Annotated in this window: 16 protein-coding genes; 12 read left to right on the forward strand and 4 right to left on the reverse strand. The window is 54.7% G+C overall.

Annotation, left to right across the window (positions count from 1 at the left end; translation table 11 throughout):
* Positions 1-131 precede the first annotated feature (131 nt).
* Together gshA and rmf are read left to right on the forward strand one after the other, a co-directional pair.
* Complete coding sequence (gene gshA, locus O5O45_RS28380) at positions 132-1,709, forward strand: glutamate--cysteine ligase (protein ID WP_305902662.1); 1,578 nt, start codon at positions 132-134, stop codon at positions 1,707-1,709.
* Between the two features lie 433 nt (positions 1,710-2,142).
* Positions 2,143-2,340 carry a ribosome modulation factor gene (rmf, locus tag O5O45_RS28385; protein ID WP_011400118.1) on the forward strand — a complete coding sequence of 66 codons (198 nt, stop codon included), beginning with the start codon at positions 2,143-2,145 and terminating at the stop codon, positions 2,338-2,340.
* Positions 2,341-2,409: 69 nt separating this feature from the next.
* Here rmf and O5O45_RS28390 read toward each other — a convergent pair whose 3' ends face one another.
* Positions 2,410-2,838 (reverse strand): flagellar basal body-associated FliL family protein, encoded by a 429-nt coding sequence (locus O5O45_RS28390; protein WP_305902663.1) that lies wholly within the window; start codon positions 2,836-2,838, stop codon positions 2,410-2,412.
* A gap of 155 nt (positions 2,839-2,993) precedes the next feature.
* On the opposite strand from O5O45_RS28390, the gene O5O45_RS28395 reads away from it, so the two are divergent.
* The 3 genes from O5O45_RS28395 to O5O45_RS28405 all read left to right on the forward strand — a co-directional run bounded on the left by O5O45_RS28395 (position 2,994) and on the right by O5O45_RS28405 (position 5,233).
* Positions 2,994-3,491 (forward strand): disulfide bond formation protein B, encoded by a 498-nt coding sequence (locus O5O45_RS28395; RefSeq protein ID WP_305902664.1) that lies wholly within the window; start codon positions 2,994-2,996, stop codon positions 3,489-3,491.
* A gap of 140 nt (positions 3,492-3,631) precedes the next feature.
* The gene (rsd, locus tag O5O45_RS28400) at positions 3,632-4,105 is read left to right on the forward strand and encodes a sigma D regulator (RefSeq protein WP_305902665.1); all 474 of its coding nucleotides are present in this window, start codon (positions 3,632-3,634) and stop codon (positions 4,103-4,105) included.
* Positions 4,106-4,252: 147 nt separating this feature from the next.
* A complete protein-coding gene (locus O5O45_RS28405; RefSeq protein ID WP_305902666.1) occupies positions 4,253-5,233 on the forward strand; it encodes a WD40 repeat domain-containing protein in 981 nt (326 codons plus the stop codon).
* 5 nt (positions 5,234-5,238) lie between these two features.
* Here the strand turns inward: O5O45_RS28405 and O5O45_RS28410 are convergent, their stop codons facing one another.
* Complete coding sequence (locus tag O5O45_RS28410; RefSeq protein WP_305902667.1) at positions 5,239-5,898, reverse strand: glutathione S-transferase family protein; 660 nt, start codon at positions 5,896-5,898, stop codon at positions 5,239-5,241.
* Positions 5,899-5,941: 43 nt separating this feature from the next.
* Positions 5,942-6,550, reverse strand: a complete 609-nt coding sequence (locus O5O45_RS28415; RefSeq protein ID WP_305902668.1) for a glutathione S-transferase family protein — start codon at positions 6,548-6,550, stop codon at positions 5,942-5,944.
* Between the two features lie 134 nt (positions 6,551-6,684).
* On the opposite strand from O5O45_RS28415, the gene O5O45_RS28420 reads away from it, so the two are divergent.
* The 7 genes from O5O45_RS28420 to O5O45_RS28450 all read left to right on the forward strand — a co-directional run bounded on the left by O5O45_RS28420 (position 6,685) and on the right by O5O45_RS28450 (position 12,887).
* Positions 6,685-7,278, forward strand: coding sequence for a TetR/AcrR family transcriptional regulator (locus tag O5O45_RS28420; RefSeq protein ID WP_305902669.1), 594 nt, complete (start codon positions 6,685-6,687; stop codon positions 7,276-7,278).
* A gap of 138 nt (positions 7,279-7,416) precedes the next feature.
* Positions 7,417-7,962: a glycine zipper 2TM domain-containing protein gene (locus O5O45_RS28425; protein WP_305902670.1), complete on the forward strand. Its 546-nt coding sequence runs from the start codon at positions 7,417-7,419 to the stop codon at positions 7,960-7,962.
* 36 nt (positions 7,963-7,998) lie between these two features.
* Positions 7,999-8,280 (forward strand): PepSY domain-containing protein, encoded by a 282-nt coding sequence (locus O5O45_RS28430; protein WP_305902671.1) that lies wholly within the window; start codon positions 7,999-8,001, stop codon positions 8,278-8,280.
* 55 nt (positions 8,281-8,335) lie between these two features.
* Complete coding sequence (locus O5O45_RS28435; protein ID WP_305902672.1) at positions 8,336-9,022, forward strand: response regulator transcription factor; 687 nt, start codon at positions 8,336-8,338, stop codon at positions 9,020-9,022.
* A 5-nt stretch (positions 9,023-9,027) separates the two neighbouring features.
* Positions 9,028-10,392, forward strand: a complete 1,365-nt coding sequence (locus O5O45_RS28440; RefSeq protein WP_305902673.1) for an ATP-binding protein — start codon at positions 9,028-9,030, stop codon at positions 10,390-10,392.
* Positions 10,393-10,548: 156 nt separating this feature from the next.
* A complete protein-coding gene (locus O5O45_RS28445) occupies positions 10,549-11,016 on the forward strand; it encodes a Dps family protein (protein ID WP_305902674.1) in 468 nt (155 codons plus the stop codon).
* A gap of 203 nt (positions 11,017-11,219) precedes the next feature.
* Positions 11,220-12,887, forward strand: a complete 1,668-nt coding sequence (locus O5O45_RS28450) for an alpha-amylase family glycosyl hydrolase (RefSeq protein ID WP_305902675.1) — start codon at positions 11,220-11,222, stop codon at positions 12,885-12,887.
* A 77-nt stretch (positions 12,888-12,964) separates the two neighbouring features.
* Here the strand turns inward: O5O45_RS28450 and speA are convergent, their stop codons facing one another.
* Positions 12,965-14,875 (reverse strand): biosynthetic arginine decarboxylase, encoded by a 1,911-nt coding sequence (gene speA / locus O5O45_RS28455; protein ID WP_305902676.1) that lies wholly within the window; start codon positions 14,873-14,875, stop codon positions 12,965-12,967.
* Positions 14,876-15,010: the final 135 nt, after the last annotated feature.

The following is a 15,010-nucleotide window of genomic DNA, read 5'->3' on the forward strand; positions in this document are numbered from 1 at the left end:
GATTCCAGGGACGGTCGCATCTGCGGAGATTTTTGCGCGCTCTCTGCGGATTTCGCCGGGAGCGGCGCGGCGGCGAAGGCGGGGAGAGTGTTCTCTCCTCCAATATTAGTTCCTGGAGCAAGGAATCGTGCATGAGTGAGAAGTTAGCGGCGCGACTGGAAAAGTTGAGGCGTCGTCACCCCCAAGCGCTGGCGGATATCTATCGCGGTATAGAAAAGGAAGGTCTGCGCGTCGACAGCAAGGGCTTCATCGCCCAATCCGACCATCCGCAGGCGTTGGGCTCTGCGTTGACCCATCCGAATATCACCACGGATTATTCCGAAGCATTGCTGGAGTTGATCACCCCGGTGACCCGTGAGGTGGATGAACTGCTGGCCTCTCTGCAGGAAATACATCAGTTCGTCCACGCCAATCTGCCAGCGGGCGAATCCTTGTGGGCGGGCAGCATGCCCAGCGTTCTGGATGGGGATGAAAGCATCCGTATCGCGGAATACGGTGAATCCAACTTAGGCAAAATCAAGCATGTCTACCGACGCGGGTTAGCCCACCGTTACGGTCGCATTATGCAGAGCATCGCCGGCGTGCATTTCAACTTCTCTCTGGGAGATGAGTTCTGGCGCGCCTACCAGGAAGTGCTGGCGCAAAGCGCGCCGTTGCAGGAGTTTAAGTCAGAGAGTTATTTCTCACTGATTCGTAATTTCCGGCGTTGGTCCTGGCTGCTGATGTATCTGTTCGGCGCTTCGCCGGCGTTGGATCGCAGTTTCCTGAGCGGTCGCGATCACAAGCTGGATCAATTCGGGGCTGACACCCTGGGCCTGCCTCATGCGACCTCTTTGCGAATGAGTGATTTGGGGTATCAGAATAATGCCCAGTCATCGCTGAAGATTTGTTTTAATCATCTCAGCACTTACGTCAAAACCCTGTATGACGCCACGCATACGCCGTTTCCCCGTTATGAAGCGATTGGCTTGCAGCGGGATGGCGAATACATTCAGCTCAACGCTAACCTGCTGCAGATCGAGAACGAGTACTACAACACTATTCGGCCCAAGCGGGTGGCGCAGAGCGGCGAAAAACCGATCCAGGCGCTCAAGCGGCGCGGGATTGAATACATCGAAGTGCGCTGTCTTGACCTCGACCCGTTCTCGCCTATCGGCGTCAGCGAGTCGCAAATCCGTTTCCTTGACGCCTTCTTGTTGACCTGTCTGCTGTCTGATAGCGCCAAGATCGTGGACGAAGAGTGCTCGATCATCGAAGAAAATTTCCTGACCGCAGTTTCCCGTGGGCGCGATACGGACGTCGAACTGGTGCGTTTGCAACAGAATGATTACGTTCAAGGCGGACTCCAGGAATGGGCGTTGCGTATTCTGGAGCAGGTTGAATTATGCGCCAGGGAGCTGGATTCCATTAAAGGCGGCGATAGCTATGCGGCGGCGGTACGGGACGCAAAGGCGAAAGTGCATGATCCCAGCCTGACGCCATCCGCGCGCACCTATGCGGCGGTGTCCAACGGTCAGGGTTACGTTGACTGGACCCTGGCGATGTCGCAAGCGCATCATCAAACATTGACAGTGAACCCGTTGTCTCCAGAGCGTATGCAGCACTTTGTTCGCGCTGGCGAACAATCCTGGGCCGACGAGAGAGCGCTGCGGGAAGCGGATAACCTGCCTTTCGACGCTTTTTTGAAACAGTATCTGACCTACGTCTAACTGTATCTGACCTACTTTAAGCAAGCCGGGATCGTGCTGATTCCGGCTTGACTCATCTCCCCAAGCCTCGCGCTTCCTGCTTACCCTCGTTGAAATTGTTCGACCAGCCATCGCGTCAACCAGCGCACAATTCCGCGCTATTCGCCTTGTTCTACTCCTTTTGGCGTGCTACTTTTTGCCTGCTGTAACATAAGTTTACAATTTGCTACACTTTTTGGGCATCAGAAGCTTTTTGTTATTGGTGTGTTGGATTATTGTTGTAATGCGACTAAGCCTATTGGCCTAATCCTGTGTCGCGAAGTAGCCAATGAATAAGCTCGCAGCTAACTGCAGGGGATTATCAAACGAGTCATCCACTGTGCTGGCGGCGATATAACGATAAAAGCAAATCTGAACCATCAACTTAATTTGGCATGCGAATTGGGAGGCCGGTATGGCCGCAGATCTATCTCTGAATTGGAATCTGGAAACGCTTAACAAGGCTTATCAGCAAGGATACATGGCGGGCGTCTTGGGTATGGAGCGGGTGAAGTGCCCGTACCGTGGAGAGGTCGTTATCGCAGCCTGGGAAGCGGGCTGGGAAGACGGCGCCCAAGCTGGCGATAAGAAAGGGAAGGCGAGAACGGCCTGAACCTGTCGAACCGAAGGGCTGCGCCGACGTCGCTAGCGATGGCGACGTCGGAGTCAGGCGTTGAAGCGGTCAGCGTTGCACTACAAAGTTAGTGAACAGCAGATCCTCTACCATTTTGCCTCCGGACTCCTCCTGCAGAAAATCTTGCAGCGCCTGTAGCGCTTCGGCTCGCAACTGTTCCCGGCCCTCGTTTGAGCCCATTACCTTTTCCGTTTGACGACTGAACATCAACACCAGCATGTTGCGTAACGCAGGCATGTGGTGCTCCACCGCCGCCGCCGCAGAACGAGTGTTGACCCGAACGGACACATCTATCTTTGCGAACTTGAGTTTACTGCTGGGGCCGTCGTAATTAAGCACGAACGACGGCTTCAGATCGATATATTGCACCAGCTCATCCTGACCTTCCGCGTACGCGCCGGACGCCGTCGCCAGGGCGATGATCGCCAGCAGCGCAAGCAGACGGAAATCGCGCAGAAACGCGTGCTTAAATACCATGGAAGGCGTCCTCTTGATTAAACTTTGGTTATTTCGAGCCTAGACAAGGCCTTGGAGAGCGTCAAATGGTTTTCGCGTCTTGCAAGCAAAGTTTATTCTCAGCAAAATCGAAAGCCGTTTTGACAAGCTACTCTACCGGGAGAACAGGAGATCTCATGCCCGCATGGCTCACTAACCGAACGATTTACTTCCTGTGTTTTCTGGCGATCGCCGGATTAATGGGATTCGCTTTCTACCTGCAATACGTGAAAGATCTCGAGCCTTGTCCATTGTGTATGGCGCAGCGTATCGCGTTTGTGCTGGCGGGACTGGTGTTTCTGGCGGCGGCGCTGCATAACCCGAAAAATGTGGGGACGACGGTTTACACGCTCCTGGGTTGGGTGACGACGCTGGGCGGCGCGGCGCTGGCGACGCGTCAGCTATGGCTGCAGAGTCTGCCGGCGGATCAGGTGCCTGCTTGCGGGCCCGGTTTGGAGTACATGTTACAGGCTTTTCCGTTCTCGGAAGTATTGACGATGATGTTGACCGGCACCGGCGAGTGCGCTGAGGTGCAGTGGACGTTTTTGGGCTTGAGCATACCCGGTTGGACGCTGATCGCCTTCATCGGTTTTACCGCCGTTTGGGCTTTTACGTGGGTGCGCAGGGCGCGTTGACCGTGGTTTGGTAAAACATTGAAAAAGGAATTCGGTACGCTTGTTTAGCAAACGAGTGATCGCGTATAGTTGGAAGCCACTATTAAAAATACTTATAACACTAACGGCTAGCACAGATAGATAGAGATAAGGGTGAGGTCATGCTGGAAAATTGCCAAAACGCCAAAGAGCGATGGGGTGGCGTCAGTGAAATAATCGACCGCTGGCTTAAGGAGAGGCAAGACCTGATCGTGCGCTACTGCGATCTGGTCGGCAAGAGCAAGTTTGACGATGTGGAATCGGCGGTAAAAAACTTTAAGACGTTCTGCCAGGTGCTGTTGGATTACGTTTCCGCAGGCCACTTTGAGGTGTACGAGCAATTAATCGAAGAAGCCCGCGAGTTTAACGACGGCGGTATGGAGCTGGTGAAGGAGCTGTTTCCAAAAATCCAAGCCACGACTGAAGCGGCTTTGGACTACAATGACCGGTTCGATAAAACGCCGGAAGAATTGTCGGAGCTGAATGCGCTGTTGCCTGAGCTCTCCAAACTGGGCGAACGCCTGGAAGAGCGCTTCGAACTGGAAGATATGCTGATCGAAAAGCTGCATAACGCTCACGCTGACCAAGTCGCCTGATCCGGCTCAAGTCATTAAAGCCGGTCGCCACAGGCGGTCGGCTTGTTCTAACCTGTTAATTTTCCACAAATAATTTTTGCCTATCTCACAAGGTTGTCTAAACTTCCTTAATCAACCTTGAATTCATTCTCGACCATCTGACTCAGTATGCGCGTCCCAAGGACTTACCTGTGGAAATCCCTGTCGCTGATTTTATCGGCCTGTTTGCTGCTTTCCGGCTGTGGCGGCAAAGGGCCTGAAAGTTCATTGAAAGTAGCGCAGCAAGGTTTGCTCAGCGCCGGACTGTCGGCTGACGCAGGCTATGCGCTGATCGGTTCGCTTCAGCATGGGGGGAGTTTGTGGGTGTTGGGCAAGAACGAGCGGCTCTACAACTGGAATCATGAACAGGGCGAGTTTAGCACCATCCGCGCGGTGGCGATGGCCGATGACGCCAAGCTGGCTATTACTGCAGTGGATGCAGACTTGGTTGTATGGAATGTGTCGGACGGCCACTCGCTCAATTTTTGGCGTGCGCCGGATAAAATCTCCAACATCGCTATCGGCCCTAACGATAAATACGCTTTGCTCGGCATGCGCAGCAACCAGGCGGTGTATTTTGATCTGCAAAAAGGCCAATCCCGCTATGAGTTTCCCCATAAGGCAGAAGTGACGTCGGTGGATATTTCCGGCGACAACCGTTGGGCGATTACAGGGTCGGATGACCAGAGCGCGCGTTTGTGGCGATTAGACACCGGCGCATTGGTGCATACTTTCTCTCACTCCAATCAGGTAAAAACAGTCGCGCTTTCCAACGACGGCGCGTTGGCGTTTTCCGCTGCGCAGAGAGAGGACGCCGTTATCTGGGACGCCATTAGCGGCGACGCCAAAGCCAAGCTGTCCTATCGCTATGAAAACTTCACCAGCGCCCGATTTTCCGCAGACGGGCGTCGTTTGTTACTCGGGACTTTCCGTGGTGATATTTATCTCGTTGACGTCGCGAACGGCAATGAAATCGGATACTGGTCCGCCAAGGCAAGGCGCATATGGGGCCCCGCCAGTAGCGGGGCTGTGTTGGACATGGCGTTCGCCGCAAATGGAGAAGTGATCGCCATTACGTCCGATGGCATGCTGGAGCGGTTTAAGCTCTAGACGGTTTACCTTACAAGGATGGACTGAACGCCTTTTACTACCTCCTCCGGCTCTGCTCGCTTGGGAATCTCGATACCCTTTTGAACGGCGGGGCGCGCAGCGATTTCATGCACCCAACGAGTCAGATGGGGAAGGTCCGCGATATCGACGCCAGACCAGTCATGCGTGCGCACCCAGGCCCAGTTGGCGATATCGGCGATGGAATAGTCGTCCGCCAGGTATTGATGATCCGCCAAATGCCCATCCAGCACGCCGAAAAGGCGCTTTACTTCATTCTGATAGCGATCAATGGCGGGCTGCAGTTTTTCCGGGAAATAGCGGAAGAATACGTTCGCCTGTCCCATCATGGGTCCAATGCCGCCCATCTGAAACATCAGCCACTGCATAACCTGAGAGCGCTTCTTCGCTTCCGTAGGATAAAACTTACCAGACTTTTCACCCAGATAAACCAGGATGGCGCCGGACTCGAAAACGACAAAATCATCGTTATCCCGGTCCACGATAGTCGGGATGCGACCGTTGGGATTCAGCATCAGGAATTCCGGCTTTTTCTGCACGCCGGAACTCAAATCCATCGCGATCACAGTATAGGGGAGGGCCATCTCTTCCAGGGCGATGCTGATTTTATGCCCGTTAGGAGTGGCGGCGGTGTACAGGTCTATCATGAGATTGCTCCTTAAGCGTCGCCCATGGGGCGACATTCTCTATTTAAGCTTTACTGGACGGCCGCGCCGCGACCGCCTCATACCAGCGCTGCAAATGAGTATGTTCTGGTTGAATTCGCTGCTGAATCACCTTGGCGAAGTCCACTGTGCAGAACGCGCTGATATCGGCGATGCTGAAGTAATCGCCGGCCAGATAGGCGTTATGCTCAAAATGGTTGTTCAACAGATTGAAAAACTTGCCTGATTTTTCGCGACATAGCTCGCCCCACTCGGGAACCTGACGCTTGAGTCCTTTGAAATAGTCGGACGTGTTTTGGAAACACATGCCGGTGGGGAACATGAAATAGAAGTCGCAGCGCCTGATCCACATCTCGACGATCGCTTTTTCTTTCGCGTCTCGTCCAAACAGAGGCGGCTCAGATTGAATCTCTTCGAAGTAGCGGCAGATGGCGATGGATTCCGACAAATGGGAGCCATCGTCCAGCTCCAGCACCGGGAGCAGGCCCAACGCATTTTTCTGTTTGAATTCAGGGCTGTGCTGTTCTCCTTTCTGAATGTCGACTTCGACATACTCCATCGCAATGTCTTTTTCCGCGAGGAAAATTCTTACTCTACGAGGGTTGGGAGCAATCCGTGCCTGATATATTTTCATTGTTTCGCCTTTTATTTTTGACTGATCGTTTAGAAATATAGATTTTTTCTAAATGTTCAGTCAAGAACTGCTTATAATGTAGACGACCTTTGTTCGCTAATCCGTATAAGAGCCTGAGTATTCAGAAGAGATTAATGGGAAGACCTACCGCATTTGACCCACAAGAAAAACTGCATATCGCCATGAAACTGTTCTGGCGGCAGGGCTTCGAAGCCACTTCGTTACAGCAGTTATGTGACGAGCTGGAATTGAACCGCTTCAGTATTTACAACACTTTTGGCGATAAACGCGCGCTGTTTCATTTAACGCTCGATCATTACTTGAATACGGTCATCCGGCGTATCGCCGCGCCGTTGTTGCATGACGATGCTGAGCTGGACGCGGTCGTGGAGTATTTGGCGGGGTTGAGCGCAGGGCTGTGCAGTGAAGGCGGTCGGGTAGGTTGTTATGTTCAGAATGCGGGTTCTGAGATGGGTAGCGTGGACGAACTTGTGCAGAAAAAAGTGGATGACTGGCTACGCCAACTGGAGATGTTATTAGCCCAGGCTTTGATCCGTGCGCGGGACAATAACGGTTTGCGTGGGGATATCGATGCAGAAGCCGCCGCCTGTTATCTGGTGAGCGTTACTCAGGGGCTCATCGCTTTGCGTCGCACCTGCAGCAGGCAGTGTCGGGTGGAGAACGCATTCAAATTCCTGATGCAGGAAGTAAGAGGGTGGGCGGCGTAGCGCCGCTTAGGGTGGTTAATAATTGAACGCCTGTTCATGAGGTAAACGGCGGGTGAAATTTGTTGGCGCAAGTTCAGTTAGCATTCAGGTTGACTGCATTAATCTGAACTCATCAGATAAGCGCAAGGAGATTCACTCATGAAAATCAAAACACTGGCAGTCGCCGCACTTTCAGTTACCCTGGCCACACCGGCTTTCGCCGGCGGTCGTCACCACCGCGGTGGTTCTGAATTCGATTACGCCAAAGTGGTGGACGTGGAGCCTATCACTAAATCCGTTGAGCATCGCACGCCTCGCGAGTCCTGCTGGACTGAGCAAGTGCGCCACGACGCGCCGCGTCAGTCTTCTGACTCTTACACTGGCACTATCCTTGGCGGCGTCATCGGCGGGGCCATTGGTAACGCGGTAGGGCACAAGAAGCGCAATAAGCAGGTTGGCACAGCGGTAGGCGCGATATTGGGCGCGTCTATCGGGCATGATCTATCCAATCGGGGATCAACCTCTCATTCCCAGTCTTACTACACCAATGAAAGACGTTGCGAAACCACCTACGACGTGGAATATGTGCAGGAGACTATGGGATACTGGGTGACCTATAAGTATCAGGGACGCGAATACCGCACCCGCATGGACCAGTACCCGGGTGATCGCATTCGTATCAGAGTGACTGTGGAGCCCGCCTGATTGTTTGGCGGGCGGCCCTCTACGAGAAGCTGAACCATGACCAGAACATTGCTCTTAACATCCATTTTACTGACAGCCTGGCTGCATACGCCGGCTGTGTTGGCCGCCCCGGCCTTCGGTTATTCACCCTCGCAAGCGGACTCCTTGTTGCTGGCGGACGTGAGTGAGCAGGACGCCGCCAGTCTGGTGCGTCAGGTAAGTGGAGGACGCGTGCTGAAAGTCGAGTCCCAGGGCGATGTCTATCGGGTGAAAGTTTTGCTTCCCAACGGAGTGGTGAAAACCTACGTAGTTGAGCGCAGCTCGGGAAGAGTCAGCTAACGGAGCATCGACTCCGATAAAGCGACAGGGTTTAGGAAGTTAGCGGGAATCAAGCATGCGAATACTATTGGTCGAAGACGAAGCGTTGTTACGTGGCCAATTACGGGACGAACTGGTTAAACATGGCTACGCCGTAGACACGGCGGAAGACGGCGAGGTCGCCGCTTATCTGGGTAAAGAAAACCCTTATGACCTTGCCGTCGTCGACCTGGGCCTGCCCAAACGCACCGGCCTGGAGGTGATCCAGGAGTGGCGCGGCATGGGCAAAGAGTTCCCCATTCTCATCCTTACCGCGCGCGGCCACTGGCAGGATAAAGTCAGTGGTCTGGAAGCCGGCGCGGACGATTATCTGGTGAAGCCTTTTCACGTCGCTGAATTAATGGCGCGGTTGAGCGCCTTGCTGAGACGCTCTTCCGGGTTCAGCAGTCCAGTGATACAAGCCGGCCCTATGACCCTGGATACCCGCGCCAAACTGGTGCAAATCGATGGCTCCGCTCTGGAGCTGACCGCCTACGAGTACAACACGCTTGAATATCTGGTGCACCGCGCCGGTCAGGCGGTGTCCAAAACTGAATTGACGGAGCATCTGTACGCGCAGGATTTTGATCGTGACAGCAATGTCATAGAGGTTTTTATCGGCCGCTTACGCAAAAAGCTGGACCCGGAAGGGGTCAACAAACCGATCACCACCTTGCGCGGCCAGGGCTACCGGTTTAACTGGTCGCCGCAGAAGACCGCCTGATCACTGTGCGGCGGCTCTCACTTCGCGCCCGCTTCTGGCTGCTCACCCTGGTTATTCCCTTTTTCGTGGTGTCGGCGGGGTGGGTGGTCTATGTCGCCTATCAGGAAAGTCTGGAGCGGGCTCATATCGATCGGCTCAGCGCACACCTTTATTTATTGTTGGCGGCGGCGGAGCCTTCTGGCGATAGCCTGCAACTGCCGGAAGAACTGCAGGAGAGTCGTTTTAATCAGGCCCAGTCGGGTCTGGTTGCCGTTGTGCGTAACAGCGACGGCTTTATCGTCTGGCAGTCCCGCTCCAGTTTAGGCCTCCCGCAGACCTTGCCCTGGCTGGCGCCGGAGACGGAGCCAGGCCGGATTTTCCATCGCCGCGTAGACGCCAGGCCAGGCTATCTGCAGGTGCAACTACCGGCGCTGTTCGCGGTGGATAGCGGTCTCGTTGAAAACGGCTTTCGTCGCTATGTCTTTGAGGTTTGGCAGCAGGCTTCTTTGCTGGAGCAGGAGTCCCGTTCTTTCACCACCACGCTTTCTATCGGTCTGGTGATTGTCACATTGGCCTTGTGCGCTATTGTTGCCCTGTTCCTGGGCTGGGCGCTGCGGCCTTTGCAAAATGTGACCCGGGAATTGGGGGCGATTGAAAAAGGTGAAATGGACACATTATCGGAAAACTATCCCAAAGAAATCGCCGCGTTGACCCACGCGCTGAACACGGTGTTGGACGTGGAACGGCGACAGCGGGAGCGCTATCGCAATAGTCTCGGAGACTTGGCGCATAGTCTGAAGACGCCGCTGGCGGTGCTGCGCGGCGCCATTGATATGAATGAGGAAGAGCGTCGGCGCACTCTGGGTGAGCAGGTTGCGCGCATGGACGACGTAGTGACCTACCAGCTCAAGCGCGCCAGCGCCGGTGGGGAAGGCGTCTGGCATAAACCGACGCCTATTCTGCCCTTGGTCACTCGCGTCACGTCTGTTTTGCAGAAAGTCTATGCTGACCGAGGTATGTATTGTGAAATCAACGTGGCTGAAGATGTGGCGTTTCTCGCAGATGAAGCGGACTTGATGGAGATGCTGGGCAATCTGATCGATAACGCTTTTAAATACGGCGATGCGGAAGTGTCTATTCATGCTTCCGGCGAAGTAGACGGCTTCGTGACGCTGTCGATCAACAATGATGGTCCAGGCATTCCCGCGCATGATTGGGAAAAAGCGCTACAGCGAGGTGTGCGTTTGGATAGTCGCCCGATTGGGCAGGGCATTGGGCTTTCCGTCGTGCGCGAGCTGGTGGAAAGCTATCGCGGCGAATTGAAGCTGGCTTCAGGAGTCAGCGATGGCGTGACGATTGAAATGATCATGCCCGGGCGGGTTGTTAGCTGAGACGTTGATCGGCTATAACAAGGCGGCGAAAACGGAATAATTAATGGTTGTATAGCTAGAATCAATCAGGATTTTAGTTTTAATAAAATTTATTGCTTATCGGGTTGGGCTTATTATCTTTTCAACCACTTTAAGTAACCAGGAAAGGAGACGACCATGTCAGATATCAATATCGGATTAACTGAAAACGCCCGTCAGAATATCGCGCACTCGCTGTCCAGGTTGCTGGCGGACAGCTATACCCTGTACCTGAAAACACAGAATTTCCACTGGAACGTCACCGGTCCCCGGTTTCAGGAAGTACACGCCCTGACGGAAATGCATTACACCGATCTGGCGGCCGCCATTGACGCTATCGCCGAACGTATTCGCGCTCTGGGCGAATTCGCCCCGGGCAGCTACTCCAGCTACCAGAAGCTGGCGTCTTTGAAGGAAGAGTCCGGCGTGCCTGCGGCAAATGAGATGCTGGCGGTGCTGGCGAAAGACCACGAGCAGATCGCCCGGAATATTCGCGAGGCGTTGCCTGCGGCTCAGGAAGCGACGGACGAAAGCTCTGCGTCGCTGCTTTCCGACCGCTTGAGCGTGCATGAGAAGACCGCCTGGATGTTGCGCAGCATGGTTTGATCGCTCAGCTCCTCTCTCTGCAAAGGGAGGGAGGAGCTTCCCTCCCTCTTTCTACGCCCCTCTCTCGTCCCCCCGGAAGGATAAATTTTTGTCTGATAGGTGATATTACTTAACGCCATATCATGGGCGGCTGTCTCGCGCTGAGCACTCTTGGCGGACGTCAGCCCTCGCCTTATGTCGAGAATAAAAACGGGGAAGCTTTCATGCAGTTGAACAAAGCGGCGGCGTTATTGTCGTTCAGCGTTTTGGTGGCCGGATGCAGCGGTGGCGGAAGCAGCTCTGGCGGCTCCACGCCCGCAGCACCAAGTTACCAGACTTATGCCTGTAATCAGGAAATTTACGATAAAGCCAAAGCGTTGCGCATCTATCAGGTGATGGTGGAGTCGTTCATCGATGGCGACCTGAACGCCAACTACGGCGCGGGATACGGAAGCAGTCACCATCGCGGCGACTTGCAGGGAATTACCGACTCTCTGGACTACATCAAGAATCTGGGCATGAACGCGATCTGGTTGACGCCGGTGTTTCATAGCTCTCCCATCTCCGGGCAGGATGAATGGGCGGATCGCCTTGACGCGACCGGCTATTTCACCAGCGACTACTTTTCCATCGATCCTAATTTCGGCACGATGGCGCAAGCCCGGGAGCTGGTGGAGCAGGCGCACGCACGCGGCATCTATGTTTTCTTTGATGGCGTCTTCGGCCATTTCAAGAGTAATGCCGGCGACTTCCCTTCACCGCAAGGGCGCATGGTCAGCGCTAATGGCGTCGCCCAGGCTGGGACGGGGAGAGAAGCGGTTTATCCCAATGATCTCGATTTCTTTAAGGAAGTCGCCGCCTATTGGGTGAAAGAGCTGAAGATTGATGGATGGCGTTTGGATCAGGCTTATCAGGTTCCAACCGGCGCCTGGGGAGAAATCCGCAAGTCTGTGGAAGACGCCTCTAAAAGCGTGACTTACACCATGAACGGAGAGCAGGTGAATCCGTTGGGGTATATGGTCGGCGAAGTCTGGAAAGGCGAGGCGGAAATCGCTGCGCAGGCATACGGCTCCGTAGCCCAGCCCGGCTTGTGCTCCTCTTTTGATTTCCCCATGCGTTATCGGGTTGTCCAGGCGTTGGGAGTGGAAGAAAGCGGACATCGATCCGCCGCCGTTTCGACGCTCAAGGAAGGATACGCCACCCAGGCGGTCTATCCGGCGCATGCACTGCCTAATGGCTTCCTGACCAATCATGATCTGGTGCGTTTTGGCGACCTGTTGCAACGGGGCAAAATCGCCAATCCGGGCGAAGATCGTTATGCCGACCTGCATAAAGCAGCCTACAGCTTCCTTGCCGCATACACGGGTCCTATTACGTTGTACTACGGAGACGAAATTGGCGATGAAGTGGCCGGCTTCTCGGATCGCGTCGCATGCGAGTCCGACAATGGCGTGGGCGCGAAAGCGGGCTTGTGCGACGACCATGTCTCTCGCTCCAGCGCCAAGGTGGAAGGTTTGCCGAGCGGGGAAGATGGCGCGTTATTCGCGGCTGACGCCAAACAAACGGAAATACGCGACTACATTCGCGATCTGATGGCGATACGCGCCGCCCATCCCGCCCTGTATGCAGGAACGCGGACGTCGGTCAATCATGGTCAGTCAGGTAAAGTTTATGTCGACCGTAAGCAGGCAGGGAGCGACGTGGTGCTATATCTACTGAATATTACTGGCGATCCCGTCACCGTTGAGCTGGAAGGAACGGCCGTCGGCAGTAGTGGGAACCTGAAAGATCTGATGAGCGCAGAGGAAATCGCTCTATTGTCCGGTTACCACAGTATCCCGGTAGAGCCTTACAGTGCGCGCTTTATGCTGGTGACGGCGCCCGCGCTCTAAACGATGAAGGCTTGATCTTTACAGGAAGGGAAGGGTAAACCGGCGCGCGCTGCGGTCCGGTTTACCCAGCAGAGACTTTACTCTTCCAGGTAGGTGTAGCCAGTCAGGCCCGCCTTCAGTTCCTGCAAGTAATCCTGCTTTTGCTGCTCCTGCAAATCCGACGCCGCCATCTTGTCTTCGAAGGCGCGTAATAACTGCTCAGGTTCGAAGTTAACGTAGCGCAGCACTTTGTCGACCGTGTCGCCGCTGATGGGATGTTGCAGAGACACTTCGCCTTGCTCATTCAGGCAAACGTCTACGGAGTCGGTGTCGCCGAACAAATTGTGCATGTCGCCGAGAATTTCCTGATAAGCGCCCACCAGGAAGAACCCGAGAAGGAAAGGTTGGTCCTTTTCCGGCTCAGGAATCGGCAGTGTGGTTTCAATGCCGTGACTGTCTACATATTGGTCGATACGGCCGTCGGAGTCGCAGGTGATATCCTGAATGACCCCACGTCGGGCCGGACGCTTGTGCAGACCACTTAACGGGAGTATCGGGAAAATCTGATCAATGCCCCAAATATCCGGCAGAGACTGGAACAGGGAGAAGTTCACGAACAGTTTGTCCGCCAGTTTCTCGTTCAGCTCGTCATAGATTTCCCGGTGAGCGCGGATTTCCGGTTGCAGATGCTCGCGAATATACAGGCACAACGCTTGATAGATGGTCTCCGCCTGCGCCCGGTCGTCCAGGCTCAGTACGCCGTGAATAAACAGTGTTTGCGCTTCCTGCAGGGCATGCGCGGCGTCGTGGTAGATCTCGATGACAGAACGACGATTATTGCGATCCTTCAACGCCTCGAAGTCTTGCCATAAGTCGCGCACCACAGATGGAGAGTCTGCAGTCGGCTGTTTGACCGCATCCGGCTGCGCCACGCTTTCCCTGTCGATGACGTCGGTGATCAGCACCGCGTGATGGGCAGTGATAGCCCGACCTGACTCAGTGATCACATTGGGATGAGGAATGCCCTCACGGTCGCACTCTTCTTTGATTGTACGCAAAACGTGGAAGGCGTACTCATGGACGCTGTAGTTAACCGAGCACGCGCTGCGGGAGCGGGTGCCTTCATAGTCGATACCCAGGCCGCCGCCGACGTCGACGATTTTCACGTCAGCGCCCTGGCGACGGAGCTCGCCATAAAAGCGCGCGCACTCGCGTAATCCTGTCTGAATATCCCGGATATTGGCGATTTGTGACCCCAGGTGGAAGTGCAACAGCTGGAGAGATTCCAGTGCGTTGGCTTGTTTCAACGTGTCCAGCACCTGCAGGATCTGCACGGAAGATAGCCCGAATTTTGACTTCTCGCCGCCAGTATTCTGCCAATTGCCCTTACCGATAGAGGCCAGGCGGGCGCGTACGCCAATACGTGGCGTCACGCCCATGTTACGGCTTTCTTCCAGCACATAAGTCAGTTCGTTCAGCTTCTCGACGACGATGTAGACCTTGTATCCCATCTGTTGGCCCAGCAAGGCGAGACGGATGAATTCGCGGTCTTTGTAGCCGTTACAGACAATAGTGGCGCCGGGGTTGCTCATGGCCAGGACGGCGATCAGCTCCGGCTTGCTGCCGGCTTCCAGGCCGATCTGGCCATTAGTGGCGGCGGGTTGGGCGGCGACAATTTCTTCAATGACGCGGCGTTGCTGGTTCACTTTGACCGGATAGACCGCGGTATAGCGGCCAGAATAAGCCAGTTGTTCGGCGGCGCGGTTAAACGCCTCGCATAAATGGTTGACCCTGTGATGCAGAATATCCGCAAAACGCACCAGAACCGGCAACCCAAGATTGGCGGCGCGGACTTGCTTGGCGAGCGCTTTTAGACTGACGCTGGCGTTATGTTCTGAGCCTTTGGGGCGGATGATAACGTCGCCATCGGCGTCAACATCTATATAACCGTCTCCCCAGAAAGGGATGTTGTAGGTGGACAGTGCGTGATCGCGGGTCCAATCTTCCATCAATGCGTCTCCTCGGCAATATGCCCCCGGATAAAGTGTTAAGGTTATCGTCAAGGGGCGCCATTTTAAAGCAAGCGGAATCCCTAGCGTTAATAAGTTATGGGGCTTTGTATTGCTCCGCGTTTCCTGGCCGCC

The organism is Hahella sp. HNIBRBA332 (assembly GCF_030719035.1).
Lineage (GTDB): Bacteria > Pseudomonadota > Gammaproteobacteria > Pseudomonadales > Oleiphilaceae > Hahella.

Bases quoted from the DNA above. Each gene is read 5' to 3' on its own strand.
- gshA (WP_305902662.1), top strand. From the start codon at position 132: ATGAGTGAGAAGTTAGCGGCGCGACTGGAAAAGTTGAGGCGTCGTCAC.
- rmf (WP_011400118.1), top strand. From the start codon at position 2,143: ATGGCCGCAGATCTATCTCTGAATTGGAATCTGGAAACGCTTAACAAG.
- O5O45_RS28390 (WP_305902663.1), bottom strand. From the start codon at position 2,838: ATGGTATTTAAGCACGCGTTTCTGCGCGATTTCCGTCTGCTTGCGCTG.
- O5O45_RS28395 (WP_305902664.1), top strand. From the start codon at position 2,994: ATGCCCGCATGGCTCACTAACCGAACGATTTACTTCCTGTGTTTTCTG.
- rsd (WP_305902665.1), top strand. From the start codon at position 3,632: ATGCTGGAAAATTGCCAAAACGCCAAAGAGCGATGGGGTGGCGTCAGT.
- O5O45_RS28405 (WP_305902666.1), top strand. From the start codon at position 4,253: ATGCGCGTCCCAAGGACTTACCTGTGGAAATCCCTGTCGCTGATTTTA.
- O5O45_RS28410 (WP_305902667.1), bottom strand. From the start codon at position 5,898: ATGATAGACCTGTACACCGCCGCCACTCCTAACGGGCATAAAATCAGC.
- O5O45_RS28415 (WP_305902668.1), bottom strand. From the start codon at position 6,550: ATGAAAATATATCAGGCACGGATTGCTCCCAACCCTCGTAGAGTAAGA.
- O5O45_RS28420 (WP_305902669.1), top strand. From the start codon at position 6,685: ATGGGAAGACCTACCGCATTTGACCCACAAGAAAAACTGCATATCGCC.
- O5O45_RS28425 (WP_305902670.1), top strand. From the start codon at position 7,417: ATGAAAATCAAAACACTGGCAGTCGCCGCACTTTCAGTTACCCTGGCC.
- O5O45_RS28430 (WP_305902671.1), top strand. From the start codon at position 7,999: ATGACCAGAACATTGCTCTTAACATCCATTTTACTGACAGCCTGGCTG.
- O5O45_RS28435 (WP_305902672.1), top strand. From the start codon at position 8,336: ATGCGAATACTATTGGTCGAAGACGAAGCGTTGTTACGTGGCCAATTA.
- O5O45_RS28445 (WP_305902674.1), top strand. From the start codon at position 10,549: ATGTCAGATATCAATATCGGATTAACTGAAAACGCCCGTCAGAATATC.
- O5O45_RS28450 (WP_305902675.1), top strand. From the start codon at position 11,220: ATGCAGTTGAACAAAGCGGCGGCGTTATTGTCGTTCAGCGTTTTGGTG.
- speA (WP_305902676.1), bottom strand. From the start codon at position 14,875: ATGGAAGATTGGACCCGCGATCACGCACTGTCCACCTACAACATCCCT.